The 26111-nt window shown below is 68.8% G+C and carries 22 protein-coding genes; 5 read left to right on the top strand and 17 right to left on the bottom strand.

Features of this window, described 5'->3' with window-relative positions; all coding sequences use genetic code 11:
• Positions 1-19 precede the first annotated feature (19 nt).
• Positions 20-886 (bottom strand): deoxyribose-phosphate aldolase, encoded by an 867-nt coding sequence (locus tag ACFYRU_RS28340; RefSeq protein ID WP_387663875.1) that lies wholly within the window; start codon positions 884-886, stop codon positions 20-22.
• A gap of 482 nt (positions 887-1368) precedes the next feature.
• A complete protein-coding gene (locus ACFYRU_RS28335) occupies positions 1369-1530 on the bottom strand; it encodes a hypothetical protein (RefSeq protein ID WP_387663873.1) in 162 nt (53 codons plus the stop codon).
• Between the two features lie 202 nt (positions 1531-1732).
• Here ACFYRU_RS28335 and ACFYRU_RS28330 point away from each other — a divergent pair, with 202 nt between their 5' ends.
• Complete coding sequence (locus tag ACFYRU_RS28330; RefSeq protein WP_387663871.1) at positions 1733-3328, top strand: hypothetical protein; 1596 nt, start codon at positions 1733-1735, stop codon at positions 3326-3328.
• Between the two features lie 1043 nt (positions 3329-4371).
• Here the strand turns inward: ACFYRU_RS28330 and iolC are convergent.
• The 3 genes from iolC to ACFYRU_RS28315 are packed head-to-tail and all read right to left on the bottom strand — an operon-like array spanning position 4372 to position 7275.
• Positions 4372-5334, bottom strand: a complete 963-nt coding sequence (iolC, locus tag ACFYRU_RS28325) for a 5-dehydro-2-deoxygluconokinase (protein ID WP_387663869.1) — start codon at positions 5332-5334, stop codon at positions 4372-4374.
• A gap of 58 nt (positions 5335-5392) precedes the next feature.
• The gene (locus ACFYRU_RS28320; protein WP_387663867.1) at positions 5393-6277 is read right to left on the bottom strand and encodes a sugar phosphate isomerase/epimerase family protein; all 885 of its coding nucleotides are present in this window, start codon (positions 6275-6277) and stop codon (positions 5393-5395) included.
• Positions 6278-6288: 11 nt separating this feature from the next.
• The gene (locus ACFYRU_RS28315; RefSeq protein ID WP_387663865.1) at positions 6289-7275 is read right to left on the bottom strand and encodes a Gfo/Idh/MocA family oxidoreductase; all 987 of its coding nucleotides are present in this window, start codon (positions 7273-7275) and stop codon (positions 6289-6291) included.
• 134 nt (positions 7276-7409) lie between these two features.
• Here ACFYRU_RS28315 and ACFYRU_RS28310 point away from each other — a divergent pair, with 134 nt between their 5' ends.
• Complete coding sequence (locus ACFYRU_RS28310) at positions 7410-8150, top strand: GntR family transcriptional regulator (protein ID WP_387663863.1); 741 nt, start codon at positions 7410-7412, stop codon at positions 8148-8150.
• On the opposite strand, the gene ACFYRU_RS28305 is transcribed toward ACFYRU_RS28310, so the two are convergent.
• From ACFYRU_RS28305 to ACFYRU_RS28285, 5 genes are all read right to left on the bottom strand, one after another.
• Positions 8147-13009, bottom strand: a complete 4863-nt coding sequence (locus ACFYRU_RS28305; RefSeq protein WP_387663861.1) for an NAD-glutamate dehydrogenase — start codon at positions 13007-13009, stop codon at positions 8147-8149. The genes ACFYRU_RS28310 and ACFYRU_RS28305 overlap by 4 nt on opposite strands.
• 115 nt (positions 13010-13124) lie before the next feature.
• A complete protein-coding gene (locus ACFYRU_RS28300; RefSeq protein WP_387663859.1) occupies positions 13125-13346 on the bottom strand; it encodes a ferredoxin in 222 nt (73 codons plus the stop codon).
• On the bottom strand, positions 13343-14452 hold the full coding sequence (locus tag ACFYRU_RS28295; RefSeq protein WP_387666029.1) for an NADH-ubiquinone oxidoreductase-F iron-sulfur binding region domain-containing protein: 1110 nt from the start codon (positions 14450-14452) through the stop codon (positions 13343-13345). Before ACFYRU_RS28295 ends, ACFYRU_RS28300 begins: the two co-directional genes overlap by 4 nt.
• Positions 14453-14538: 86 nt before the next feature.
• Entirely contained in the window at positions 14539-15078 is a 540-nt protein-coding gene (locus ACFYRU_RS28290; protein WP_387663857.1) for a hypothetical protein, read from the bottom strand.
• Positions 15078-15974, bottom strand: coding sequence for an FAD:protein FMN transferase (locus tag ACFYRU_RS28285; RefSeq protein WP_387663855.1), 897 nt, complete (start codon positions 15972-15974; stop codon positions 15078-15080). The genes ACFYRU_RS28290 and ACFYRU_RS28285 overlap by 1 nt, the downstream gene beginning before the upstream one ends.
• Positions 15975-15980: 6 nt before the next feature.
• On the opposite strand from ACFYRU_RS28285, the gene ACFYRU_RS28280 reads away from it, so the two are divergent.
• Positions 15981-16361: a hypothetical protein gene (locus ACFYRU_RS28280; protein ID WP_387663853.1), complete on the top strand. Its 381-nt coding sequence runs from the start codon at positions 15981-15983 to the stop codon at positions 16359-16361.
• Positions 16362-16370: 9 nt separating this feature from the next.
• Here ACFYRU_RS28280 and ACFYRU_RS28275 read toward each other — a convergent pair whose 3' ends face one another.
• The 3 genes from ACFYRU_RS28275 to ACFYRU_RS28265 all read right to left on the bottom strand — a co-directional run bounded on the left by ACFYRU_RS28275 (position 16371) and on the right by ACFYRU_RS28265 (position 19532).
• Positions 16371-16850 carry a MarR family winged helix-turn-helix transcriptional regulator gene (locus ACFYRU_RS28275; RefSeq protein ID WP_387663851.1) on the bottom strand — a complete coding sequence of 160 codons (480 nt, stop codon included), beginning with the start codon at positions 16848-16850 and terminating at the stop codon, positions 16371-16373.
• Positions 16851-16924: 74 nt separating this feature from the next.
• Entirely contained in the window at positions 16925-17704 is a 780-nt protein-coding gene (locus ACFYRU_RS28270) for a VOC family protein (RefSeq protein ID WP_387663849.1), read from the bottom strand.
• A 268-nt stretch (positions 17705-17972) separates the two neighbouring features.
• Complete coding sequence (locus ACFYRU_RS28265; protein WP_387663847.1) at positions 17973-19532, bottom strand: sigma-70 family RNA polymerase sigma factor; 1560 nt, start codon at positions 19530-19532, stop codon at positions 17973-17975.
• A gap of 207 nt (positions 19533-19739) precedes the next feature.
• Between ACFYRU_RS28265 and ACFYRU_RS28260 the strand changes: the two genes are divergently transcribed.
• Positions 19740-20492 carry a hypothetical protein gene (locus tag ACFYRU_RS28260; protein ID WP_387663845.1) on the top strand — a complete coding sequence of 251 codons (753 nt, stop codon included), beginning with the start codon at positions 19740-19742 and terminating at the stop codon, positions 20490-20492.
• Here ACFYRU_RS28260 and ACFYRU_RS28255 read toward each other — a convergent pair.
• From ACFYRU_RS28255 to ACFYRU_RS28240, 4 genes are all read right to left on the bottom strand, one after another.
• On the bottom strand, positions 20481-20840 hold the full coding sequence (locus tag ACFYRU_RS28255) for a DUF2278 family protein (protein WP_387663843.1): 360 nt from the start codon (positions 20838-20840) through the stop codon (positions 20481-20483). The two genes, ACFYRU_RS28260 and ACFYRU_RS28255, sit on opposite strands and share 12 nt — an antisense overlap.
• A 36-nt stretch (positions 20841-20876) precedes the next feature.
• Complete coding sequence (locus tag ACFYRU_RS28250; protein ID WP_387663841.1) at positions 20877-24110, bottom strand: discoidin domain-containing protein; 3234 nt, start codon at positions 24108-24110, stop codon at positions 20877-20879.
• A gap of 98 nt (positions 24111-24208) precedes the next feature.
• The gene (locus tag ACFYRU_RS28245) at positions 24209-25129 is read right to left on the bottom strand and encodes an NADP-dependent oxidoreductase (RefSeq protein WP_387663839.1); all 921 of its coding nucleotides are present in this window, start codon (positions 25127-25129) and stop codon (positions 24209-24211) included.
• Positions 25130-25135: 6 nt separating this feature from the next.
• On the bottom strand, positions 25136-25609 hold the full coding sequence (locus ACFYRU_RS28240; protein WP_387663837.1) for a luciferase family protein: 474 nt from the start codon (positions 25607-25609) through the stop codon (positions 25136-25138).
• A gap of 80 nt (positions 25610-25689) precedes the next feature.
• On the opposite strand from ACFYRU_RS28240, the gene ACFYRU_RS28235 reads away from it, so the two are divergent.
• Positions 25690-26073 carry a winged helix-turn-helix transcriptional regulator gene (locus ACFYRU_RS28235; RefSeq protein WP_387663835.1) on the top strand — a complete coding sequence of 128 codons (384 nt, stop codon included), beginning with the start codon at positions 25690-25692 and terminating at the stop codon, positions 26071-26073.
• Positions 26074-26111 lie beyond the last annotated feature (38 nt).

The raw sequence follows: 26111 nt of genomic DNA, 5'->3' as shown, positions 1-26111 counted from the left end.
AGCCTCCGGGGACCGGTCATCAGTTGCTGCCGTGCACCAGCGCGGCCGCGTGATCGACCGCCGCGGCCACATCACCGTCCGGCGGGAACAGCAACGCCCGTCCCACCACGAGTCCACGGACCGACGGCAGCTCGAGCGCCTTGCCCCACGAGGCGTACGTCGCTTCCGGAGCCGCCGTCGGATCGCCACCGAGCAGCAACGTCGGGAGGGTCGTTGCCTCCATCACCCGTTCGAGTTCGTCGACGACCGGCAGCTTCAGCCACGTGTACGCACTGGTCGCACCGAGCCCGGACGCGATCTGGATCGACTTGATCACCGAGTCGGGATCGAGCAGGTTCGTCACCCGCCCGTCCTCGCCCCGCGTCGACCAGAACGGCTCGACCATCGCCATCAACTTGTGCTCGGCCAACCCGGTCACCGCCGCGGCGCTGCTCTCCAGCGTCGCCACGGTCCCCGGATCGGCCAGATCGATCCGCGTGAGCATCTTCCCGCCGTCAAGGCGTCGCGCCGCGATCTCGTCCGCCGTCCGGTAAGCCGTGAACCGATCGTCCAACTCGAAGGAGGCCCCTTGCAGACCGCCCCGGTTCATGGACCCGATAACGACCTTGCCCTCCAACGCCCCGAGCAACAACAAATCCTCGAGCACATCAGGAGTAGCCAGCACGCCATCGACCCCAGGCCGCTGCAACGCCACCACCAGCCGGGCCACCAACTCCACCCGGCTCCCCATCGCCATCCGATCACCACGAACTCCCAGCGCCCCCCGAGCCGGATGATCCGCAGCCACTATCAACAGCCGCCCGTCATCCCCCACCAACGCCCGAGTCCGCCGCCCCAACCACCCCTCGACCACCCGCTCCGGAAACCGAACCCGAACCTCAGTCAACTCCCCCAACCGCCCCCGAACCCCCTCCAACAAATCCCCCCGACCACCAGCAACCACACCGCCCGCAGCCCCACCACCCGCAACCGCGCCCCCACCACTTCCCGCGGCCCCACCACCCGCAACCGCACCCACCCCAGCAGCCGCAACCACCACCGCCTCGCCACCAACTTCAGCACCGCCGCGAACCTCAGCACCGTCCCCGGCCTCAGCACCGCCGCGAACCTCAACACCGTCCCCGACCTCAGCACCGTCCCCGACCTCAGCACCGCCACCCGACCGGACAACCGTGCCACCGCGCACGCCTTCCGCAGTGTCATCGTCTGCGCCCTGCGCCGGGCCGCCGCCAGCCTGCCCAGCGTCACTCACCGACTCGGACTCCTGCTGACCGCGCTCGGCCCCACCACCAACCGCCGGATAAACCTGAGTCTCAGCAAACGCATCGTCGCCAGCGTGCTCGCCCCCAACACCCCCGCCGTCCGCCTTCAACCCACCAGCCACAGCCCCCGCCAACCCACCAACAACAACCCCACCCACAACCGAACCCACACCAGCCGCAACCCGCGCAGCACCTCCACCAGCTGCACCAACTGCGGCTCCACCACCGGTCGCCCCACCAGCCGCCGCAGCAGACGAACCCACGCCACCGGCCGACTCGGCCACATCACCAACGCCCGAGGCGGACGGACCGGGCCCGCTGAAACCACCCGCACCTACAGCATCCGCAGCATCCGTGCTCACAGCGCTGCCCAGCGAAGGCCTGTCACTCACGCCCTCTCCGTCAGCCGCCGGACCACCCAGCGGCAGCTCCCCCGGCCCCTCCTCCGCCCGCACCTGCTCGGCCGCGGCATGATCGGCCCGCTCAACCTGGTCCTGCTCAAGGCCGACCCGCTCAACCCGAGCCTGCTCAGCCCTTGCCCGCTCGACCTGAGCCTGCTCATCCTTGGCCCGGTCGACTTGGGCCTGCTCGTCCCGGGCCTGCTCAGTCCCCTCTGCTCGCGACGGCTCGACCCCCGCCTGCTCCGCCTGCAAGGGCTCAGCCTGCAACTGCCCGTCCCGAGCCCGATCAGCCCAGGTCTCATCGTCCAGCGACCGCTCATGCCGCATCTGCGCGCCCGGCACCTGCTCAACCCCAGCAGGCGCCGCGTCCTCCCGCCCAGAGCCAGCTCCCCCGGGCCCGGCCTGCGCCGCGCCCAGGGATGCCCCATCAACGGAAGCCGCCTCAGCGCGAACCTGCTGCACACCAGCCCGCCCTCCACCAGACTGCTCTACCGCGATCTGGTCTGCGGCCAACTCTGCGTGACCCTGCTGCGCCCGTGCCCGCTCCGCGCCAGCTTCCTCCACGCGAGCTTGCTCCGCGCCGGCCTGCTCCACGCGAGCTTGCTCCGCGCCGGCCTGCTCCACGCGAGCTTGCTCTGCGTCAGCCTCCTCGCCGCCGGCCCGCGCCGCGCGAACGTGCTCCGCGCCAGCCTGCTCCGTTCGAGGCTGCTCGACGCCAGCCTGCTCCACACCAGGCTGCTGCGCGCGGGCTTGCTCCGTACCGGCCGCCTCCGCGCGAGTCTGATCGGCCCGGGCTGGATCTGTCTGGGGCTGTTGTGTGTCGGCGACCGGCTGGTCGGCTGGACGTTGGGTGGACGGCTTGCGGGGCGAGAGGGTCGCCTGTTGGGTGCCGCGGAGGGTCTGCCCGGTCAGCTGATGTCCGGGCGGGGCTTGAGGAGTATCAGCGTTCCGCGCACCTGTGGACTGCTCTGCTGGAAGGTTCAGGTTGGCAATCACCGTGGTCTGACCGTCCGCACTCACAGACGGCGAGGCGCTCATGAGAACCGTCGCATCATCGGGCCCGGGGACGTCGCTCCGACTTACTGCAACAGTCGGCTCGTTCGCCCCAAGGTTCACGTCGGTCGGATCCGCGATCACGGTGACGTCATCCGGCCCAGCCACATCAGCCCGCCGCGCCGCGCTCGTCGGCTCATCGGCCCCAAGTACCGCAGCCTGTCTTGCCCCGGCCGTCGGTTCATCAGCCCCAGGTACGTCAGCCCGTCCCGCGGCGACCCCCCGGACCCCCGCCCCAGGTACGTCACCACCGAGCGCTGCACCCTCGCGGACATTAGCTCCGGGTGCGTCGTCTCCGAGCCCCGCACCGTCGCGAACGCCAGCCCCAGACACATCGCCTTGGAGCCCTGCACCCTCGCGAACATCGGCCCGAGGTGCGTTGTCTTCGCGCGCTGCATGCTCGCGGGACGCAGCCTCGGGTACGTCGCGTCGGGGCGCCGCATTTTCGCGGGCGGCATGGGCGGGTGTGTCTGCACCGCGTTGCGCGGTCGTGGGATCGTTTGGTGCTGGTACGCCGGAGCGGTGGGCCGCAGTGCTGTGGGTGTCAGGTGCTGGAGCGGTAGGTCGGCTCGTGGCGATCGTGGGGTCGTTCGCGCCGAAGTCTGGGTCTGAGATGACGGTGATGTCGTCGGCGCCTGGTACGTGGGGTGTCCCGGGGTGGCGGGAGATCACAGTTGGGTCGTTCTGTTCGGCGTACGTTGCTGCGCTCAGGTCGTGGGGACGGTGTGCGATCACCGTCGGGTCGTTCGGCTCAATACCACCGGCCGTCGCGTCACTCGGCCCCATACCGCGGGACGTTGCATCGCTTGGTGCTGGGCCGCGGGGCGTTGGGTCAGTGTGCCCTGCGGCGCGAAGCGTTGGGTCGCTCGGCGGTGTGGTGCGCGTTGTTGGGGTGCTCGGTGTTGGGGTGCTCGGTGACGTACCGGGAGGTGTTGGTTCGTTCGGGGTCCGGCCTCGGAGCATGCGGTCGTTCGGGGACGGGGTGCGGGTGGGTGGGGTGGTTGGGGATGGGGTTACCCACCAGGTGGCGGCTTGTGGGGCGGGGTCTGGTGCGGGGCGGGGGGTGGTTGCCGCGGGTGTGATGAGTGTGGGGTCGTCGGGGGCCGGCGACCGGGTGGCTTCGAACGTGGGGTCGTTGGAGCCCGGAGTGCGCGTAGGGGTGGTGGACCGGATGGTCCGGTCGCTGGAGACCGCAGGGCGCGTCGACCGGATCGTCGGGTCATTGGGCGCTGTCGGGTGGGTGGACCGGATGGTCGGGTCGTTAGAGGCCGTGGGGCCCGTCGAGCGGATGGTCGGGTCATTCGAGGCGGTGGGGTGTGTCGACTGGATCGTCGGGTCGTTGGACGCCGTGGGGCGGGTGGACCGGATGGTCGGGTCGTTGGACGCTGCGGGGCGCGTCGACTGGATCGTTGGGTCGTTGGGGGCCGCGGCGTGGGTGGAGCGGATTGTCGGGTCGTTGGACGCCGTGGGGCGCGTCGACTGGATCGTTGGGTCGTTGGGTGCGGCGGCGTGGGTGGAGGGGGTGGTGCGCGGGACTCGGATGGTGGGGTCGTTCGGGCCTGGGGTTTGGATGGTGGCGTCCGGGTCTTCGGTGGGGCGGGGGCGGATGGGGAGAGGGCGGGCGTTCTCGGAGTACTGGTCTTCGTCCTGGGGGGTCATGCTTCGGCTCCCAGGTGGGCGAGGACCTCGGCGGTCGTGGGCATGGCGGTGGAGCATTCGAGGCGGGAGGCGACGATCGCGCCGGCGGTGTTCGCGAAGCGGATGATCTCCTCGAGCGGCCAGCCGGCGAGGAGGCCGTGGCAGAGCGCGCCGCCGAAGCCGTCGCCGGCGCCTAGGCCGTTGACCACTTCTACTGGGTACGGCGGTACTTCGACGCGCTCGTCGCGGGTCCGGGCGAGGGTGCCGCGGGGGCCTTGTTTGACGACGGCGAGTTCGAGGCCGCGGTCGAGGAGCGCTTGCGCGGCCTTGTCCGGGTCGGTCTCGCCGACGGCGACCTCGCACTCCTCACGGTTGCCGACAGCAACCGTGCAGTGCTCCAGCGCCCGCGCAACCTGCTCGTGCGCCTCCGAAGGATCCGCCCAGAACATCGGCCGGTAGTCGAGGTCGAGCACGGTGAACGCGTCGTCGGCAGGCTTCCGGCCGCGGGCTTCCCAGGCCGTGAAGTGGGCGGTGCGGGAGGGGTCGGCGGAGAGGCCGGTGACGGTGGACCAGTAGATGCGGGCGTTGCGGATGGCTTCGAGGTCGAGCTCCGACGGGTTGATGACCAGGTCGGGGGCTTTGGGGAAGCGGTAGAAGTACAGGGGGAAGTTGTCCGGGGGGAAGATCTCGCAGAACGTGATCGGGGTCGGGAGGCCGTCGACGGGCGTGACGAAGCGGTCGTCGACGCCGAGTTCGCCCAGCGCGCGGTGGATGAAGGTACCGAACGGGTCGTTGCCGGTTCGGCTGATCACCGCCGACCTGCGGCCGTGCCGGGCCGCGGCGACGGCGACGTTGGTCGCGCTGCCGCCGAGGAACTTCCCGAACGAGGTCACGTCCTCGAGGTGCGTGCCGAGCTGCAGCGGGTACAGGTCGACCCCGATCCGCCCGATCGTCAGTACGTCCAGCTGTCCGTCCACCATCAGACCTTCCCATCCCGCCGGTCCGTCGGGACCTCGCGTCCCGCGGAACCACGCAGCGTCATCGGACCGTCGCGGCGATCCCGTGCAAGTGGGCGATGCTCGCCCGTACGTCGGCCACCGGGCCGTCGTCGGCCGGCCGGGCCTGCAGGATCGTGTCCTGTTCGAGGACGTACCAACCGTCGTACCCGGACTTCTCGAGCGTGCCGACGATCGTGGCGATGTCGATGTCGCCCGAGCCCAACGGCCGGTAGAGACCTGCCCGAACGGCGTCCGTGTACGTGACCTCGCCCGACTGCACCCGTACGGCCCAGGCGGCGTCCACGTCCTTCAGATGCGTGTGCCGGATCCGCGCGGCGTTCTCGACGGCCAGCGCCACCGGGTCGACCCCGCCGATCAGCAGATGCCCGGTATCGAGCGTCAGACCGATCGACGAACCCTCCAGCACCCGCGCGACGTCGTCGGCGTTCTCGACCATCGTGCCGACATGCGGATGGATCGTCGCCAGCACCCCGCGGGACGCGGCCAGCGAAGACAGCTCGTCGAGCCGGCGCAGCAACGTACTCCAACCGGCCGAGTCCAGCACCGGACGATCGTCGTACCCCTCGGCACCTGTCGCCGCAGCGAGCACCAGCGTCCCCGCGCCGGCCGCCACGAACCCCTCCAGAGCCGAAGAAACCTCAGGAGCGGGGTCGACAGCGGGATCATGCAGTACGACAGGAACGAACCCGCCGACCGCCCGCAGGCCGGCGTCGGCGAGCGTCTTCGCCTTGTCGGACGGGTCGTCGGGCAGGAACCCGTCGGGCCCGAACTCGGTCGCCGCCAGCCCGACCTCGCGCATCTCGGCGAGTACGGTCGCGGCGTCGTACTGCCATCCCCAGCCGGGCACCTCGCAGACACCCCACGAGATCGGGGCCCCGGCGATCCGGGCAGCAAGTTCAGTCATCTCGAAACCCTTCACAGCGTGACGATGCGGTTCTCGTGGCGGGACAGTTCGCAGGCGTCGGCGATCCGGAACGCGGCGAGCGCGTCGCGGACGGTGCACGGTACCTCGCGGGTGCCTGCGACGACCTCGGTGAACGCGGTCAACTCGGCGACGTACGCCGGCTGGAACCGATCCATGAAGGTCATGTGCGGCGGTCCTTCGGGGAACGTGACACCAGGTTCGGCCGAACGGAGCGCGGTGTGGGAGTCGAGGCCGACGGCGAGCGAACCGAGGCTGCCGTGGAGCTCCATCCGTACGTCGTGACCGGCGCCGTTGTACCTGGTACCGCTGACCGCGACGAACGTGCTGTCGTCGAGGGTGAGCAGCGCCGCGGCCGAGTCGACGTCGCCGTACTCGCCGAAGAAGGCCTCGCCACGGTTCGCGCCGGTCGCGTACACACTGACCACCTCGCGGCCGGTGACGTACCGGATGATGTCGAAGTCGTGCACCGTGCAGTCGCGGAAGAAGCCGCCGCTCTGCGGGATGTACTCGTGGTGCGGCGGGAACGCGTCGTTGGTGTTCGCGCGAATGTGGTGCACGAACCCGAGCTCACCCGACTGCACCGCGGCCCGGGCAGCCTGGTACCCGGCGTCGAAGCGGCGCTGGAAACCGATGTGTACCGGCACCGTCGACGCCTCGACCAGCTCCACCACCCGCGACGTCTCCGCCAGGTCGAGCGCCACCGGCTTCTCGCAGAACGTCGGTACGCCGGCCTCGAGCCCCGCCGCGATCAGCGAGGCGTGCGCGGCCGTCGCAGCCGCGATCACGAACCCGTCGAGGCCGGACGCGAGCAGCGCCGGTACGTCCGGGGCCGACGACACGCCGAGCTCCTTCGCGATCGCCTCGGCCCGGGCCGGGTCCGCGTCGGCGACGACCACCTGATCCACCGCCGGCAAGTCCTTCAGCGTCGCGGCGTGGAACGCCCCGATCCGCCCGACCCCGACCAACCCGATCCGCATCCGCGCAGCCCCTCTCAAGTCTCGAGCGCGCGACGGCGCGCCGGTCCGCCCGTCAGCTTTCCGGCCCCGCCCCGGGGTGTCAATACTTTGTTAACACATTCTCACGTCTGGACATGAGCAGGTACGATCCGCCCATGACTGCGCTGATGCCGATCCAGCTCGATCGGAGCAGCCCGGTGCCGTTGTACCACCAACTGGCCGAGCAGCTGACCGCTGCCATCACCGACGGGCGGCTGCGGCCGGGTGATCCGTTCGAGAACGAGATCGGCATGTCCGACCGGCTCAGCCTGTCCCGGCCGACGGTCCGCCGGGCGATCTCCGAACTGGTCAACCAGGGCCTACTGGTCCGGCGGCGCGGAATCGGAACGACCGTCGCGAACCAGATGGTGCACCGCAAGGCCGAGCTCACCAGCCTGTACGACGACCTCGCCCGCGAGGGCCGGACGCCGCGGACCGAAGTACTCACGCTGGACTGCGCCGCGCAGGACGAACGCGCCGCCGCCGTACTCGAACTCCCGCCCGGTACGCCGCTGGTGTCGATCGTGCGACTTCGGTACGCCGACGACCTGCCGCTCGCGATCATGCGCAACTGGTTGCCTCCGGCCCTCAAAGACCTCACGCTCGAACAGCTCACGAACGAGGGCCTGTACGCCGTCCTCCGCGCCCGCGGCATCCGCCCGACGGTGGCCCGCCAGCGCATCGGCGCCCGCAACGCCACCGCCGAGGAACGCCGCACCCTGCACATGTCCAAGGCCGAGCCCCTCATCACCATGACCCGCTCCGCCTACGCCGCCGACGGAACCCCGGTCGAATACGGCAGCCACTGCTACCGAGCCGACCAGTACTCCGTCGACGTCGTCGTCTCGGAACGTTAGGCCTGGTTGGCGATCAGGGTTCGGACCAGGCGGAGGCCTACTGATAGTTGGGCTAGTTCGGGGCCTTCGGTTTCGACGATTTCTTCGAGCATGGAGGAGGCGCGGGACAGGGCTACGGCGTTCTGGTCCTGCCAGGTGATGACGCGGTCCTCGGGTTCGGCGGAGGCATCGGTGCCGGCCAGGACCTGGCGGGTCAGGCGGGCGTGGACGGCGTGCAGGTCGTCGCGGAGGGCGGCGCGGGCCATCGTCTGCCAGCGGTCGGTGCGGGGCAGGCCGATGATCCGTTCCAGGAAGCGGCCGAGCTGCAGCCGCTCCCCGAGCGCGAAGTGCACCTTGGCGACCTCGAGGATGTCGATGTCGTCGCGGGACGCGGTCTCCACGATCCCGAGCCCAGCGTACGCAGGCGGCAGGACTGCGATCCGCGTCGCGAAATCCTCCGGAACCCCCTTCTGGACAAGGGCTTCGCGCCGCTGCTCGAACAGCGCGAGCTCACGGCCCCGCAGTACGTCGGGCAGCGCCGCGGTCAGCTTCGCGATCCCCGGCCCGAAGAACTCGATCAGTTCCTCGATGTCCACCGGTGGCCGCCTGTTCGACACCAGCCAGCGGGTCGCCCGCTCGACCAGCGTGCGCGTCTCCAGCCGCATCCCGGTCTGCGTCTCGGCGTCGACGACATTGTCCAGCTCAGCGTTGCGCGACAACAGCTCCGGCTGCGCGAAGATCCGCGACGCCGCGAGGTTCGCACGCACGACGTCCTCCTCGGTGCCGCCGGTCTCCAGCGAGAGCCGGTGGTACGCGGTGATGCCGGACGTGTTCACGAACTCGTTGACGACCTGCGTCGTGATGATCTCGCGGCGCAGCTGGTGGCTCTGGATCTGGTCGCCGAAGCGTTCCTGGATCGCCTTCGGGAAGTAGCTGGCGAGCTTGTGCTTCAGGAACGGGTCGTCGGGCAGCGAGGTCTTGAGCAGCTCGGCTTCCATCACGATCTTGGTGTACGCGATCAGCACCGACAGCTCCGGCGAGGTCAGCCCGCGTCCCTCGGCCTTGCGCCGCTTGAACTCGGTCACGCTCGGCAGGAACTCCAGTTCGCGGTCGAGCAGGCCCTGCCGCTCCAGCCGCCGGACCCAGTCCTGGTGGACGTGCATCAGTGCGGCCGCCTGCGCACTGGCGTTGGCGAGCGCGATGTTCTGCCGGTAGTTGCTCTTGAGTACGAGTGCGCCGACCTCGTCGGTCATCGACGCGATGATGTCGTTGCGCTGCTTCTCGGTCAGGTCGCCGTCCGCGACCACCTTGTCGAGCAGGATCTTGATGTTCACCTCGTGGTCGGAGGTGTCCACGCCGGCGACGTTGTCGATGAAGTCGGTGTTGATCCGGCCGCCGGCCGCGGCGTACTCGATCCGGCCGAGCTGGGTGCACCCGAGGTTGCCGCCTTCGCCGACGGCGCGGGCGCGCAGCTCGGAACCGTTCACCCGGATCGCGTCGTTGGCCTTGTCGCCAACGTCGGCGTTCGTCTCGCCGGTCGACTTCACGTACGTCCCGATGCCGCCGTTCCAGAACAGGTCGACCGGGGCTTTCAGGATCGCGTTCATCAGCTCGGCCGGCGTCAGCGTCGGCGCGCTGCTCTCGATCCCCAGTACGGAACGGATCTCGGGCGAGATCGGGATCGCCTTGTCGGTGCGTGGGTACACGCCACCGCCGGCGGAGATCAGCGCCGAGTCGTAGTCCGCCCACGATGACCGCGGCAGCTCGAACAGCCGGCGGCGTTCGGCAAACGAGACGGCCGCGTCCGGTGCCGGGTCCAGGAAGATGTGCCGGTGGTCGAACGCCGCGACCAGCCGGATGTGCTCCGACAGCAGCATCCCGTTGCCGAACACGTCACCGGACATGTCGCCGACGCCGACGACGGTGAAGTCCTCGCTCTGGCAATCGACACCCATCTCCCGGAAGTGCCGCTTGACCGACTCCCACGCGCCGCGGGCGGTGATCCCCATCGCCTTGTGGTCGTAGCCGACCGAGCCGCCGGACGCGAACGCGTCGCCGAGCCAGAACCCGTACTCCTTCGCGACCCCGTTCGCGATGTCCGAGAACGTCGCCGTGCCCTTGTCCGCGGCGACCACCAGGTACGCGTCGTCGCCGTCGTACCGCACAACGGAAGCAGGCGGAACGATGTCACCGGCAACGATGTTGTCGGTGATGTCCAGCAGCCCGGAAATGAACGTCTTGTACGACGAGATGCCCTCGGCCAGCCACGCGTCCCGGTCCACCGACGGGTCGGGCAGCTGCTTGGCGTAGAACCCGCCCTTCGCGCCGACCGGCACGATCACCGAGTTCTTCACCATCTGCGCCTTGACCAGGCCGAGCACCTCGGTGCGGAAGTCCTCGCGCCGGTCCGACCAGCGCAGACCGCCACGTGCGACCGCGCCGAACCGCAGGTGCACACCTTCGACCTGCGGCGAGTACACGAAGATCTCGTACGCCGGCCGCGGCTGCGGCAGGTCCGGGATCGCCTTCGGCTCCAGCTTCAGCGAGATGTACGACCGCGGCTGCCCGTCCGGACCCGGCTGGAAGTAGTTCGTCCGCAGGGTCGCCTTCATCACGGTCAGGTACGACCGGAGGATGCGGTCCTCGTCCAGGCTCTGCACCGTGTCCAGCGCAGCGAGAATCTCCTTCTCCAGCTGGTCCGTACGCATCGTCCGGTCCGGGTCGTCGGCCGGACCACGCCCCGGGTCGAAGCTGGTCTCGAACAGCTGTACCAGCAGCCTCGCCACGTCCACGTGGTTCAAGAAGGTGTTCTGGATGTAGCCCTGGCTGAACGGCGTGCCGCCCTGGCGCATGTAGCGCTGGTACGCCCGCAGGATCGACACCTGCCGCCAGCTCAGGCTGCCCCGCAGCACGAGCGCGTTGAGTTTGTCGGACTCGGCCCGTCCGTCCCAGACCGCACGGAACGTGTCGGAGAACAGTGAGCGCAGTTCGTCGCGCTCCTCGGTGTCCTGCGGCACCTTCAGACCGAAGTCGTAGATGTAGGCCATCGTGCCGTCGCCACAGCGGATCTCGTACGGGCGTTCGTCGACCACCTCGACGCCCATCGCGCTCAGGTGCGGCAGGACCTGCGAGAGCGACAACGCCGAACCGGTGCGGTACACCTTGAAGCGGCGCTCGCCCTCCCACTCCTCGTCGATCGGGCTGTACAGCGACATGGCCAGCCCGTTGTCCGCGGGCAGCCCCTCGAGGATGTGCACGTCGTTGACCGCGACGCGCGCGTCGAAGTCCTCCTTGTACGCCTCGGGGAACGCCTGGGCGTACCGCCTGAACAGCTTCGTGACCGCACCGTCGCCGCCCTGTGCGTGGAGTGCCGCGGTGAAGTCGTCCTCCCAGGCACGCGTCGCCTCGATGACCTTCTGCTCCAGGGTGTCGGCGTCGTAGTCCCCGACAGTCTCACCCTGCTTCATGCGGACGACGAAGTGCACGCGGGCCAGGACGGACTCCGTCACGTACGCGGCGTACGTGACACTCTCAGCGCCGATGGCGTCTTTCAGGATCTGCTGCATCTTCAGCCGGACGGCCGTGGTGTAGCGGTCGCGCGGCAGGTACACCAGGCAGGACAGGTACCGGTTGTAGACGTCACGGCGTACGAACAGCTTGACCGCGCGCCGCTCCTGGAGGTGCAGCACCGACTGGACGATCGGGAGCAGGTCCTCCACCGGTGCTTGCAGCAGCTCGTCACGCGGGTACGTCTCCAGCACGTCCAGCAGGCCCTTGCCGCTGTGGCTGTTCGGGTCGAACCCGGTGAGGCGGAACAGCTCCAGTGCCTTACGGCGCAGTACGGGCACCTGCATGACGCTCTCGGTGTACGCCGTCGACGACAGCAGGCCGATGAACCGGCACTCGCGAATCGGCTCGCCGTTCTCGTCGAACTGCTTGATGCCGACGTAGTCCAGGTAGGTCGAGCGGTGCACCGTGGAGCGGGAGTTCGCCTTGGTGAGGATCAGCAGCTTCCGCTCCTGCGCCTTGGCGCTCACCTCCGGCGGCAGCTTGCCGGAGCCCGGCTTCGGGTCCGGCCGCAGGATGCCCAGGCCGGTCCCCGGGCTACCCCGCAGGATGCCCTGGTCGCCCTCCATGGTGAAGTCGTACTCGCGGTAGCCGAGGAAGGTGAAGTGCTCGTCGGCCAGCCACTCGAGCAGCTCGCGCGCCTCCTCCACCTCGCTCTCCGGCACCGGCAGGTCGGCGGCGTTCAGCCCGGCGGCGATGGTGACCGCCTTCTCGTGCATCTTCGGCCAGTCCTCGACCGCCTCGCGGACGTCGTTCAGGACCTTCTGCAGCTCCTGCTCGAGCGCGCGGTGCTCGGCGACGTCGGCGATCCGCTCGATCTCGAGGTGCATCCAGCTCTCGCGGACCAGGTCGTGCCCGTCCGCGGCGGTGGTGTCGTCCAGCACTTCCTGCAGCGTGCCGGCGACGTCGCGGCGGACCACGAACTGCGGGTGGATCAGCAGCTGCAGCTCGAGGTTGCGCTCGGTGATCGCCATCGACGCGCTGTCCACCAGGAACGGCATGTCGTCGACCACGATCTCCACCACGGTGCGCCCGGAGGCGGACCAGCCGTTCTCCTCCGGCGTCGGGGTGAACACGTGTACCTTCGCCGTGCCCTGCGGCCGGGACATGGCCGACTTGTAGTGGTGCCGTGCGGCACCGAGACAGTCGTTCGGCTGGCGCTCGGCGACGTCCTCGGCGGCTACGTGCCGGTAGTACTGCTCGAGGAAGGTCTTCAGCTTGACCGGGTCGACCATTTTGTCGTGCCCATGAGTTCCCGTGGCCACCGCTTTGGCGATCACATCGGCCTTCAGAACGTCCAGCTTGCTCTGCATTCCCCACCGTCTCCACACGTGACTTCGGCGTCGCTCCCGCCGGACCGCACGACATTGTGCGGTCACTCAGAGATTAGTCCACCTTTGTCACTGGTGTGGTGTCGGGACGGGCCTGTCATCGTTTGGTGAGACGTAGCGCGAGGGCCGGGCAGGCGAGGACGGCGCGGCGTGCATCCGGGAGCTCACCGCCGGTGATTTCGCGGCCCCGCAGGACTGGGAAACCCCACTCGTCGAGGACCACGTCCTCCGGCAACAGGCCAGCACACAAGCCGTGTCCGTCGCACCGCGTCCAGTCGATCTCCAGCTTGCTCCCTGGCTTGCTCCCTGGCTTGCTCACGGCGTCCCTCCGAGTACTCCGAGCACGGGCCGTCCGCACCCCTGACCGTTCAGGTGACGCCGTACGTCCTGGTCGAACACCTCGAGCGCCGATGTGAGGAACCTCGCAACGCCGTCCGGGTGCGCGCACGCTCCGCGGCCCGGAACCAGCCCGAGATGCCGCTGCGCGTCGTACCAGCCGTCCGGATCGCCGACGGTGATCCTGGCGAAGTCGTCGACGAGCGACGCCAGCCCGAAGACACAGGGACCGCACTGGCCGGCCGACTGACCTCTCAGCCACTCGGCCACCCGAGTGACCTCTCCCAGCGGGCAGGTATCGGAGCCGAGCGCCAGGATGATGCCCGCGGACACCTCAGGTCGCTGCAGCGTCACGCCTTCGGTCTGCGGTAGCCAGCGGCCGTGGTACCCACCCAGCAGGACAGGGCCTGGCTCTGCACCGGCGTACTGCAGGACTGTGTCCAGTGGGACACCGGTCGGTGTCTCGATCACACCTGGCCGCCGTACGGCGCCACTGATCGTCAGGAGCTGCGTGCCCGGCTCGCTGATCAGCCCGGTACTGCTGAATCCACGGGACCCGAGCCGCGCCAGCACGGCGAGCTGGGCGTACGTCTCCACGTTGGACAGGAACGTCGGCCGCCGGTGGTACCCCTTACGCGTCGGCAGCACCCTGCGCCCCGGTGGTACGGCAGTACCGCCTTCCAGCACGCTCAGCACCGCACGGGCCTCCCCCGCGACGAAGCGGCCAGGCGTCTCCCGTACTTCGATCGCGAGCCGGTCGTCACGCTCCACCAGCGCCTCCCGCAGCGAGGTCGCCGCAGCGGTGTCGTGGACGGCGATCAGCACGTGCGGTGCTCCCAGTGCGTGCGCCAGACCAACTGCGCCATCAAGAACGAGGTGGGGCGAGTGTGTGAGGAGGAGGCGGTCCTTGCGGCTCGCAGGCTCGCTCTCGGAACCGTTGACCACCACTGCCTCCACACCGCGTGCCGGGAGGTCTTGCAGCTTCAGTGCGACCGGAAAGGCTGCACCACCACGCCCCCTGAGCCCTACCGCTTCACAGAGCCGCGTGTATTCGTCCCGGGTCAACGAGGGCTGAGGACCGTGTGTCATGACGTGTCGCTGGAGGTCCAGACGGCCCTGGTCGAGTCCGGCGAGGACTCTGGCCTCACCGATCACCCTGGTCTCGTCAATGGTGATCACTGTGTCCTCCAAGCAGCTGTCGTGTTGAGGCGGTACACACCCGCAGTCGCGACTGCAGCCAGACAGCCGACCGTGATGCCGAGCATCCACGGCGTACTGCGGTCCGTACCGGCCAGCAATGCATGTCCGATCGACAGCAGCCAGCCGACCGACGCAGCAATGTGGAGCTTGCGCCAGTACTTCGTGAACTTCTCGGACGAAGCCAGTCGGCCGCGGGCAGCTCCGACGAGCGCGGCGAGCACCAAGCCGTACAGCGCCAACGCACCGACGGCCATGGCGAACGGCCGGTAGCCGGCACCGAAGGGCCAAACAAGAACGAGCGGGCTGATGCTCACGTAGCTGTCGGCGAACACCGCGACCAGGTGCGTCACCAGCAACACCAGACCGGTCACGGCCGCCGAGCGGTGTACGTACTGCAACCAGAACCGCCACCCGGCCGACCTGACGCGAGGCATCACCATGCCGAGCACGGCGGACAGCGTGAACATGATCATCGTGACCACACCCGCTGCCCGCGCCAGGTACCAGAGCGTCATCAGGCGGCCCTGCTCGCAGTCGGCCAGCCCGACAGCTCGGTGACGTCGCCGTCGGTGTCGACCAGCCGCGCGGGGTGCCCCGCCAGCTTCAGCCGTCCCAGCGCGGCCTCCCCGGTCGCGACGAGCGCAGTACTGAAGGTGTTCGCCCGTACGGCGGTCGGCGCCCAGACGGACGCGGTCCGGTACGGCCCGGCTGCGGGACAACCGGTCCGCGGGTCGATGACGTGGTGGCCCGTCTGCCAGCTCCGTACCGTGCGAGTGGACGTGGTCAGACCGCCGTGGGCCAGCGTGACGAGCACACCTGGCTCACCAGCGCGCTCCGCGACCGTGATGATCCACGGCTTCTCCGGCACACCCGCGGCCCGCAGGTCACCGCCGATCTCGACCAGAACCGCACAGCCGTACCGCTTGCTCAGCAGGTTGGCCGCGCGATCCGCGGTCCACGCCTTCGCGGTGGCGCCGAGATCCAGCGCGCAGTCCTTCGGTACGCCGAGCAATGCGAGCTTCCGGTTCAGCCGGACGTCCTGCCAGCCAGCGACCGTCGCCGGCTCGCCGGCAGGCTGCGGGAAACGCCGCCGTACGGTCTCGATGTCCGCGTCGTACCCGGCCGCTATCACCGCGGTCCCGACCGTCGGGTCGACCGCGCCGCCACTGACCTGCGCCGCGACCAGGCTGACGTCGACCAGGTCGACGAGCAGCCGCGACACCGGTACCAACGCACCGGCGCGATGGTTGACGATCGACAGCTCGGAGTCCGGCCGGAACCGGCTCGCGGCCTTGTCGACGCGGTCCATCAGCGCCTTGAGCTCACCGCACGCAGCGCCGAGTACGGCGGGGTCGCCGACGGTCAGCCGGACCGTACAACTCCACGCGGACCACGTACGCGACGCGGTCATGACCCGTTGCTCCCACCCTGCGAACTGGAGGAGCCGGAGTCGGTCGAGCCGAGGCCACTGGAACTGGAACTGGAGCCGCTGCTCGAACTGGAGCCGCTGCTGGAGCTGGACGAGCTGTTGCCGCTGTCGTCGTCGGAGCTCGTCGACGTTGTCGTACCCGACGACGTGCTCGAGTGCTTCGACGAGACGACCGCGACCGAGACGCCGGTGGCGCCGACGCCGAGGACGGCGGTCGCTATCGCAGCGGCGGAGGCGCGGCGCAACCAGCGCGGCCGCTTGGGCTGGGATTCGTCTGTGCTGACCATGCCCCAAGCCTCGGCCGGAGCCCCTCAGCCGCACTCCAAGAGAAGATCAAGCCACCGTCAAGTCTTCCTGAAAGCTCCCTGAAACCAGTTCTCAGGAGGTCAACGGACAGTCGGTGTCACAGTGCTTCCCGATCGTCTCCACGACCTCGTCCGCGACCTCACCCAACATCGCGAACCGCTCCGCCCCGAACACGTCCACGAAGAACTCCCGCACCCGCGCCGCATGCGCCGGCGCACACTCCTTGATCGCCGCCATCCCTTCCTCGGTGATGACGATCTCCGGATACCGCGACTCGCAGGCCTCCTTGCGGATCAGGCCGCGCTTCTCCATCCGGGTCAGGTGATGCGACAACCGGCTCTTCTCCCACTGCGTCGCCCGGCTCAGCTGATGAGCTCGCATCCGGCCGTGCTCGGACTCCGACAGATTCACCAGGATCTCGAAGTCCGACTTGGACAGGCCGAAGTCCCGCTGCAGGTGCCGTTCCAGGTGCGTCTCCAGCGTCCGCTGCATCAACAGATAGCTGCGCCACGCCTTCTGCTCGCCGTCGTCGAGCCACGGTCCGTTGCCCATGCCCTCCATCGTACAAGCTCGGGTTGACACATCAACCCGATTGAGTAGGGTGGTCCGCGCGATCCGGCGCAGGGCTAGGCGGAGCGGCGGGTCGGGGGTTCGAGGCCGAGGGAGGATGCGGCGGCGAGCAAGGTAACGCGGGAGGCGGTTACGTGTTCGACGAGCGTGAAGTTCTCGCCTTGCGGGCCTTGGAGTAGGGCGATCCGTCCTGCCCGCGTGTCGCGGGGCCCGGAGCGAACTACCGCGCCTAGGCGTAAGGCCAGTTCGACGGAGCGGTCGCAGTTCGGTACGGCGAAGTGTGGTTCCCAGGTCGACTTCACCGCGTCGGGGAGATCCGTCTCACACGGGCGGACCGAGGCGATCGGCGAGCGTCCTACCGCGAGGATCGCCGAGACCCGCTCGTCCTCGTCGGTGCGGCCGTACTCGTAGCCGAGGAGACCGCGATAGAAGTCCAGGGCGACGGGCAGCGCGCGAGTGCTGAGTTCGGTCCAGCAGGGTAGACCGAACTCAGCGTCCTCGGGCAGTGCGTCCGCGGCACCGGAACGCATCCCGAAGACGGCACCGACCGGATCGGCCGCGATCGTCACGGTGCCGAGCGCGCCGAGCGTTCGACCGGTCTCGAGCACGTCTCCGCCGGCGGCACGCACGCTCGCCACCAGGGGTACGGCGCCGTGCACCGGGAAGACCGTGATCCAGGTCGACCGGGTCGGTACACCGTCCGGCTTCGGCCCGATCGCCGCGATCGGCTCCGCCGCGACCCAGGCCGGGTGGTACCCGTCGCCGACCGGATCGGCCGCGACGTGCCACCCGAACAGCTTCGAATAGAAGTCCGAAGCCTCCTCAGGGTCGTCCACGTGACAGACCACCAGACATCGGCCGCCGGACCAGCGCTCTCCCAGACCCATACGTTTCTCCCCGTTCACTTGTTTGTTCAGTTAGCAAGAGACCGCGGACCGCGACCGATGACGCGAAGATCGCGAAGTTTCGCGGTTTCGCGTCACGGCCGGCGGCTTCAGGTCTCAGGTTGGTTGAGGACAGGCGGTGCACGGGGTCCGCCTGGAGCGGCGCCTGCTACCCCCACCCCAGGGGCGCCGCAACGCCGACCGCTGGGACGCCGGGGAGCTATCCCGGCGGTCGGCGCTTCGCCGCTTGCTCGGTCTTGCCGTGCGAGGCCGCAGGCAGTCTGACCGTGCAGGTCGCGGCGAACTGCCGCGTGCTCACGACCTGCGTCCCGGCAAGCGCTTCGGCAGTCCCGTCGAACGAGGCTCGCGGTTGCCGTGGATAGCTCAGCTCGACCTCGACGAAGGTCGTTCCCTGCGCGCCGGCGGGAAGGTCACACGTCAGCCGGGCACCTGACGTCCGGCATTGCCGATCCCGCCCCGCGGCAGGCGTGGTGCCGGTCGGCAGCAGCAGTACGACACGTACTGCCGACACTCCAGGTGCTGTCCGTACAGCGACGCGGGCGTCGAAGTTCTGGGAGGTACCGCGCTGGGTCAGCGATGCGCTCACGGCAGGCGCCGGCCTGGGCCGCTCGATCGTGGATGGCGGCTTCGCCGGAGACGGACGCTCAGTCGGAGACGGACTCGCGGTTGTCGCCGGCCGTACGGTCGAGGGACGGCGTGGCGTGGCTGCCACGCTGACGGTCGGACGGACCGAGGACGGCGTGGGCGTGGGCGTGGGCTGCCCTGACGGCGTCGGGTCGCGCGGTGTCGACGGCGGGGCCGTCGGGTGGGTCACCGGCAAGGAAGGGATCAACGCCTCGGTCCGATCGCGGTATCCGCCCGACGGGCTGACCAGCGCGGCCAGCACCACCGCGACGGCGATCCCGCTCAGCCCCACCACGGCAACGGCAACCTTCACGCCGGCGAGGTTGGACTTCAGGGCGTGCAGCGCCCGGCCGATCAGCGGTACGGGGATCGCCCCGGGCAGCTGAGCGGCGTACCCGGCGACCACCAGCGCCGGCAGCAGCAGGACACCGAGCCGCGAGTTGACCTCGACCAGCTCACGGTACGCGGCCTCGCAGTTCTCACAGGTCGGAAGATGCGCCTCGATCCGCGCGACAGCCCGCTGCGATGCCGTGCCGCGGACGTACGACGGGAGATCGTCGGCGATGCTTCGGCAGACGACGAGCGCTACATGTTGACGCAGGTACGCCTGCCGCAATCCCTCCCGCGCCCGGATCGCCAACGCCGACACGGCGTTCGCCGACAGCCCGAACTCCGGTGCGATCTCGGAGACCGTCCGCTGCTCGACGTCCACCAGCCACAGCACCCGCTGCCAGCGCTCCGGCAACGACCGCAACGCCGCCACAGCCGACGCACGGTCGAACGCGTCGACAGCCGCGTCCGTACTCTCGACCGGAGCGTCCAACGTCTCCTCGCTGTCGGTCAGTACGAGCTTGCGATCCTGCCGCGACCTGCGGATGTGCAGATTCCTGATCGTGGTCATCAGATACGGGCGCAAGACGGTGTCCGGGCCGGCACCACGGCGCAACTGCCCGAAGACCAGCACGAACCCCTCGGCGACCAGGTCCTCGCCGTCGGCGTCCGGCGAAAGTCCTCTGGCGAACGCCGCCGCGGCGACCCGATGCCGCTCGAACAGGACGGCAAAGGCCGCCACCTCCGCGTCCCGGACCCGCGCGATCAGCTCCGCGTCCGGCAGGCCACTGAGATCAGTGGACATGCTTCCCCGTCCTCCCGTGTCGCAGCCCCCGTGCTGCGTCCTGCGGACGCTAGCACGCGCCGGGGGCCGCCCCAACCCCCCGGAAAACCCAACAGGCAACCGATTTCTCGCCAGCGAGACGGCTGTCTCAACTCCTGAGCACCACCACTGGCCGAGTTGAGTAGTTGTACAGATCCCAGTTGTCGCGGGCGGCGGGACGATGCCGGTATGGCGAAGGTTTGGGTGTTGGGTGGGGCGTTGGTGGTCACCGTGGTGGCGGTTGTGTTGGTGGTGATTGCTGGTGTGTCGCTCGCGGAGATTCTGACGTTGTTGCTTGCGGTGGTCTGTCTGCTGTGGCTGGTGCTGTTGTTGACGGTGCCTTGGAATCTGTCGTTCCAGGCGCAGGCGCTGATCCACGAGATTCGGATCAGCCGGGAGCGTGGGATCGACGTACCGGCGGAGCGGGAGCCGGAGGCGCGGCGGATTGCGGGGCGGATGCGGTGGTTCGCGGTCGGGGCGCATCTGGTGTCTGCGGGGATCGTTGCCCTGATCACCTATATGTCGGGTGGGGCGATCGGGTACTACCTCGCCGGGCTGTATCTGATCAGTACGTTCTTCCGGCCTGCCGGTGCGTACTTCGCGTATCTGCGGGAGCGGATGACCAGCATGCTGCGCGAGGTCAAACATCCCCGTGACGACCTGATCGAGACGCTCCGGCAACTGGAGGTCCTCAAGGCGGAACTGGAGCTGCTGAAGCACAGCTCGACTGAACACGACCAGCACCTCGCCAGGCTCGAGCACGGTCAGGCGGCCGCGGCTGCTCTCGCCGAGACGCGGGAACGGGCCTTGCATACCAAGGTCGATGCGCACGCCCGTCAGTTCGAGCACTCCCTCTCCCGGCTGACTGACAACCAGGAGGTCATCGCGGGCCTGAAGGCGTTCCTCCGCCTGGTCCGCGAAGACCCCGCGTCATACCGGTAGACCGTCGTCGTCGGTCGTGAGGGACTGTGGTTTGAACTTGGTGAGGAAGGCGGTCAGTTCGCCGTCGGAGCGGTGGATGATGGTGCCGCCGTCCAGCAGATCCAGCGCGTTGTCGGCCGTACTGTCGACCCAGCCGATGCGCGGTGATCGCAGGATCGCGTTCAGCCAGGCGAAGAGCGGGCTGTAGACGACGGTCAGGCATCCGCCGGATCCCCGCAGCAGCGGGGACCTGATGTAGTCCAGCGCACCGGACGTCGGCGTACTGGCCAGCGGATGCCAACCGTCGGGCAGGGCGGCGGTCGACGTGAACAGTTGCGGGTCGAGGCGTCGTACCTCCCGGTACTGCACCGGTATCCCCCTCGGGTCAATCGTCACCGTTCGGAGCTACGTGGTCCAGACCTGGAGCTCGGAGATCTGGGCGGCCGGCCAGCCAGTGTTGGCGGTGACGTTGAGGCGGAAGTAGCGCTGGGTCGTGGCCGGGAACGTGATGGCAACGGTGTTGTCGTTGCTGGGGGCAAAGGTGTAGGTGGCGGAGGCAACGACAGTGTCGAAGGCGGTTCCGTTGGTGCTGCCCGCGAGTGACAGGGTTTGAGTGCGGGACCCCCAGCTGGCAGGCAGTTGGAGGACGACTCGCGCGGCGGTCGCGGGAGCACCGAGGTCGACCTGGATCCATTGCGGGAAAGCGTTGTTCGCGCTTTCCCAGTAGGTTGACTGGTTGCCGTCGGTGACGTTCCCTGACTGGTAGACGTCGTTGTGACTGGACTCGGTGGTTGGTTTGCCAATGGAAAGGTTCGTGGGCCCGGTGGTGCCGCTCGAGTAGACCTCTAGCTCCGAGGCTTGCGCGGCGGGCCAGCCGGTGTTGGCGGTGACGTTGACGCGGACGTAGCGCGCGGTCGTGGTCGGTACGGGGATGTTCACCACGTTGGTGGGAGAGGTGAAGGTGTAAGCAGCCGACGCGACCGCGGTGCTGAACGTGTTGCCGTCGGTGCTGGTTTGGACAGAAAGCGTTTGCGTGCGCGTTCCCCACGCGGAACTCGGCGGGAGCTTCAGCGTGACCTTGCCGATGCTGCGCGCGGCGCCGAGGTCGACCTGCAGCCACTGCGGGAAGGCGTTGTTCGCACTTTCCCAGTAGGTGTTCGCATCGCCGTCGGTTGCCGTGCTGGCGGTCTGGGTGCCGTTCACCTGGCTGCTGGCCGTGGCCGGCTTTCCGAGGGCGAGGTTGGTGTCGGTACCGATCCCGTTCCCGGTCAGGGAAATGACCGACGGGCTGTTGTTCGCGTTGCTGGTGACCGAGACGCTGCCGGTCCGGGCTCCGGATGCGGTCGGCCGGAACGTGACGGTCACCGTGCAAGACGCACCGACCGCAAGAGTCCCGCAGTTGTTGGTCTGGCTGAAGTCACCCGTCGCGGCAACCCCGGAGACGGCCGCCGAGGACGTACCGGAGTTCGTCAGCGTGACCGTCTGGCCGGAGGACGCGCTGCCCACCAAGGTGTCCGCGAAGGACAGGCTGCCCGGGTTCGCGTTCAGGACCGGACCCGGCGCGACGCCCGTACCCGACAACGGAACGGTGTTCACCACCCCGGACGCGTTGATGGTCAGGTTCCCGGTACGGCTCCCGGCCGCCGCCGGGCTGAACGTCACGTTCACAGTGCACGACGCACCGGCCGCGATACTGCTCCCACAGTTGTTCGTCTGCGTGAAGTCCCCAGTGATCGCGACCGACGCAACCGGGGCCGCGGCCGTACCGCTGTTCGTCACGGTCACCGCCTGCACCGCACTCGACGTACCGGTCGCGACCGAACCGAAGCTCAACGCGGTCGGGCTGATCGAGAGCTGCGAACCGTTGTCCGGAAGGTACGGCGGGAACGCCGGCGCCGTGATGTTCTGGCATTGCGCCGGTCCGAAGATCCCGGAGTTGCCGCCGCCATCGGTGAGCGTGAAGCCGACGCCGCAGCTGTAGATCGGACCAGGCGCCTGCGTCCCGGTGGCCGTGCTGTTGGTGATCGTTGCCGAGCCACCGACCTGTTCCTGCACCACCCAGGTCCCCGTGTTCTGGATCGTCGCGTTGTTGATCTTGACGTTGCTGATATTCGAGCCGGAGACGAACTGGATCGCCTCGTACGGGCTCTGCTGGATCAGCAGGTTGTCGACGTTCGTCAACCCGGACATCGCGCCGTCGCGGGCGTCGAACCAGAGCGCGCCGACGCCGAACTGCCAGTTCGGGTCCAGGCTGCCGGAGCGGATGATCGTGTTCCGCAGTACGTCGGTCCGCCCGAGCGTCGTCGAGTTGAAGCGCTGCGCGACGTGGATGCCGCCGCCCTGGGTGAGGCCGGCGTCGATCACCCGGTTGTCGGTCACGAAGTTGTCGTGCCCGCCGTAGATCGCGATGCCGTTGGCGAGGATCGGGTACTGCACGGTGTTGTGGTCGAACGAGTCGTTCGCGTCCGCGTTCTGGTCCGACCACGTCGCCAGGCCGTCGTCACCCAGGTTGCGCAGATCGCTGTCGGTCACCTTGGAGTTCGTGACGCCGACGTGGAAGTTGATGCCGTCGGCGGTCACGTTGCGGATCCGCATCCCGTTGAACACCAGGTTGGTGAACGGCCCGTCCATCCACGCGCCGACCTTCTCGTGCTCGATCCACACCCGGTCCACGGTCGAGTTGTTCAGCGCGCCGCCGATGCCGTTCACCTGGGCACCGTCGTTGCGCTCCTGCACGTCGCCGAAGATCGCGAAGTCCGACAGGTGTACGCCGCTGCTCGCGTTCGGCGCGTAGTTGCCGTAGAAACCGGGGGCCGCACCAACGATCGTCGAGCGCCACATCCCGGCGCCCTTGAAGGTGATGTTGTTCAGGATCAGGTGCCCCGGAATCTTGAACGTCCCCTCCGGGATCCACACCGTGCCGCCGGATCCGGCCGCGGCCATCGCCGCATTGAACGCGTTGGTGGAGTCCGCGACGCCGGTCGGGTCCGCTCCCTGGCTGGTCACCGACACCGAACCGGCCGGCTGCGACAACGCGCCGGGAACGTTCTCGAAGTCGGCGAAGTCGATCGTGTACGAGCCGGCCGTGTCCTCGGCGTCGATCTGCAGCCGGAACTTCGTACCGGTCGGGTACGTCGTCGCGAACAGCCGGTGCACCTCGTCGTAGAAGTGGTGCGGGTTGCCGCCCGGCGAATTCGTGAACGGATAGCCGCCGTAGTACCAGCTGTACGCGTTGGTCAGCATGAAGTTCGACTGCTTCGAACCGTTCACGTAGAACGACAACTGCGGCGTGTAGACCGAGCCCGACCCGGTGTCCGGGATGCTGTAGCGGAACACGATCGAGTTCGTCGCCACCGGCGTCGTGAACTCGACGTACTTCCCGCCGCCCTGCAACGTGACGGCTTTGCGGTACGACGCCTCGGCCGCGAGCGTGTTGTACGCGGCGCTCGGACCGATCACCGTCCCGTTGGTGGACGAGTTCTCGGCCTGCACCTCGACGTACGGCAACGTCGCGCCGACGCCGCCGGACGCCGCGGCCCAGGCCGGAGCGGAGGCTACGACGCTGAGACTCGCGGCGACCAGCGCACCGCAGGCGGCGAGCACGCCGTGGCGCGCCCTCCGTTTGATCGACCGGAACATGGGCGGCTCACTCTCGATGGGGGCGGTAGTGGCGAGACCGTAACCTGCGAGAAACAAGCGCGCAATATCTCGATCGATCTTTGCAAGAATTCGACTCGCTACGGAATGGTGACCGCGAGCTTGCCGACAGTGCCCGCCACGAAGTCGGTAATGCCCTGGGGTGCGTCGGGCAGCGCGTACGCCTTGGCAAGCGGAACCCGCAGCCGGCCCTCGACCACCTCCGTCGCCAGCTGCGACAACGTCTCAGCGCTGGGATCCGCCATGACAGCGGTCGTCTCGAGGTCCGACCCTGAGGGCTGGAAGTGCAGTGTCGACGCGATCCGGCCGCCCGGGGCGATCAGCCCAGCCACGGTGTCCCCGTCGCCGGCCAGGTGCAGCGCAGCCTGTACGCCGTCCGGCGCGATCCGGCCGACCTGCTCGACCAGTTCGGCCGGGTCGACCACCCACGTCGCACCGAGCGCGCGAACGAACGCCGACTGCGCGCCAGGTTCGGCCGTCGCGATCACCGTTGCCCCGCGAGCCGCGGCCAGCTGGATCGCGTACGCCCCGACTCCGCCGGTCGCGCCGGAGACCAGGACGAGCTCGCCGGCTCCCGGATCGACCGCGTCGATCGCGTTCAGCGCCGCGGTGCCGGCCAGGCCGAGTGCACCGGCCCGGGCGTGGTCGAGTTCCGCCGGCATCCGCGCCAGCCCGTACCGCGAGTCGACCACCACGTACTCCGCGAAGCCGCCCTGCCCGAGCGCCGGCCGCATCACCACTCCGAACACGCGATCGCCGACCCCGACCGTGGTCACCTCGTCGCCGACCGCCGCGACCACGCCCGCGAAGTCCTTGCCGAGTACGACCGGGAACTCGTACTCGTACACGCCCTTCAGATATCCACCGAGGACGCCGAGGTCGAACCCGTTCACCGACGAGGCCCGCACCTCGACGAGCACCTCGCCCGGGCCCGGCTCCGGCACCGGCAGCTCCGTCAGCACAGGCGCCGCACCGAATTCGGGGAATGCCACTGCACGCATCTGTCTCTACTCCTTGTTGGTTGCCTGCAGCCACGAGGCGTGCAGGGCGGCGGTCGCCAGGGTCAGTTCGGCCTCGCCTCGCGGGGCGTACAGCATGACGATCGTGTCCGGCCACTCCGGCCGCCGGCTGATCGGATGCGGCTCGACCCACCCGGCCGCTTCCAGCGGGCCGATCAGCTCGATGGGCAGTGTCAAATGCAAGAAGCCGACGCGGTGGATGTGCCCGAACTCGTCGCGGCTCGGATGCAGGAACGCTTCCCACGGGCCGGCCGGCTCGGTCAGCCGCAGGGCCAGCGACGACGGCTCCGAAACCTGGCTCGGGCCGGTGAAGACGCCGGGCAGCGCCTGCGCCTCCTTGACGAGGGCTGCCCTGATCTCCGGCGGCGAGAACTGGTCGAGCTGGTCGTGCGGGATCTCCCGGCCGGTGGTCAGCGGCCGGGGTCCGGGTCGCGGCGGCGGCGCCGCGAGGTCGACAGTCATGGGTACCTTCTGTTCGCTGGTTACTTCTTGTGCGTACAGAAAGCGTGCGACAGACTGCCGGTATGGCGGAAGAAGGCACTTTGAACCGCGTAGCGAACACCGGTGTGCGTGGGCGGATCGGCCACGGCCATCCGACCTGTCAACTGCGGGACGTCCTGGACCGGGTCGGCGACAAGTGGAGCGTGCTCGTCCTCGACCTGCTCGGCGACGGCCCCAAGCGGTACTCCGAACTCCAGCGAACCATCGAGGGCATCTCGCAGCGGATGCTGACGCTGACCCTGCGCAGCCTCGAACGCGACGGCCTCGTCACCCGCAGCGTCACGCCGACCTCACCGCCGCGCGTCGACTACGCACTGACGCCCGTCGGCGAGACGCTGTCCGGCCAGGTCGCCGGGCTGATCACCTGGGCCGAGAACCACCGGCAGTACGTGGCCGACTCGCGCGACCGGTACGACAACTCCTGAGTCCGGGGACGCTGCTGGTGCAGCGTCCCCGGAGGTCG

Source organism: Kribbella sp. NPDC004536, assembly GCF_042873835.1.
Classification (GTDB): Bacteria; Actinomycetota; Actinomycetes; order Propionibacteriales; family Kribbellaceae; genus Kribbella.
Note: the sequence above shows the minus strand (reverse complement) of the source record. Positions and strands in the feature narration are given on the sequence as shown.

Bases quoted from the DNA above. Each gene is read 5' to 3' on its own strand.
- ACFYRU_RS28305 (WP_387663861.1), bottom strand. From the start codon at position 13,009: ATGCAGAGCAAGCTGGACGTTCTGAAGGCCGATGTGATCGCCAAAGCG.
- ACFYRU_RS28295 (WP_387666029.1), bottom strand. From the start codon at position 14,452: ATGACACACGGTCCTCAGCCCTCGTTGACCCGGGACGAATACACGCGG.
- ACFYRU_RS28285 (WP_387663855.1), bottom strand. From the start codon at position 15,974: ATGACCGCGTCGCGTACGTGGTCCGCGTGGAGTTGTACGGTCCGGCTG.
- ACFYRU_RS28330 (WP_387663871.1), top strand. From the start codon at position 1,733: ATGATCGGCCCGCTCAACCTGGTCCTGCTCAAGGCCGACCCGCTCAAC.
- ACFYRU_RS28320 (WP_387663867.1), bottom strand. From the start codon at position 6,277: ATGACTGAACTTGCTGCCCGGATCGCCGGGGCCCCGATCTCGTGGGGT.
- ACFYRU_RS28290 (WP_387663857.1), bottom strand. From the start codon at position 15,078: ATGACGCTCTGGTACCTGGCGCGGGCAGCGGGTGTGGTCACGATGATC.
- iolC (WP_387663869.1), bottom strand. From the start codon at position 5,334: ATGGTGGACGGACAGCTGGACGTACTGACGATCGGGCGGATCGGGGTC.
- ACFYRU_RS28245 (WP_387663839.1), bottom strand. From the start codon at position 25,129: ATGCGTGCAGTGGCATTCCCCGAATTCGGTGCGGCGCCTGTGCTGACG.
- ACFYRU_RS28275 (WP_387663851.1), bottom strand. From the start codon at position 16,850: ATGGGCAACGGACCGTGGCTCGACGACGGCGAGCAGAAGGCGTGGCGC.
- ACFYRU_RS28310 (WP_387663863.1), top strand. From the start codon at position 7,410: ATGACTGCGCTGATGCCGATCCAGCTCGATCGGAGCAGCCCGGTGCCG.
- ACFYRU_RS28315 (WP_387663865.1), bottom strand. From the start codon at position 7,275: ATGCGGATCGGGTTGGTCGGGGTCGGGCGGATCGGGGCGTTCCACGCC.
- ACFYRU_RS28260 (WP_387663845.1), top strand. From the start codon at position 19,740: ATGGCGAAGGTTTGGGTGTTGGGTGGGGCGTTGGTGGTCACCGTGGTG.
- ACFYRU_RS28265 (WP_387663847.1), bottom strand. From the start codon at position 19,532: ATGTCCACTGATCTCAGTGGCCTGCCGGACGCGGAGCTGATCGCGCGG.
- ACFYRU_RS28250 (WP_387663841.1), bottom strand. From the start codon at position 24,110: ATGTTCCGGTCGATCAAACGGAGGGCGCGCCACGGCGTGCTCGCCGCC.
- ACFYRU_RS28240 (WP_387663837.1), bottom strand. From the start codon at position 25,609: ATGACTGTCGACCTCGCGGCGCCGCCGCCGCGACCCGGACCCCGGCCG.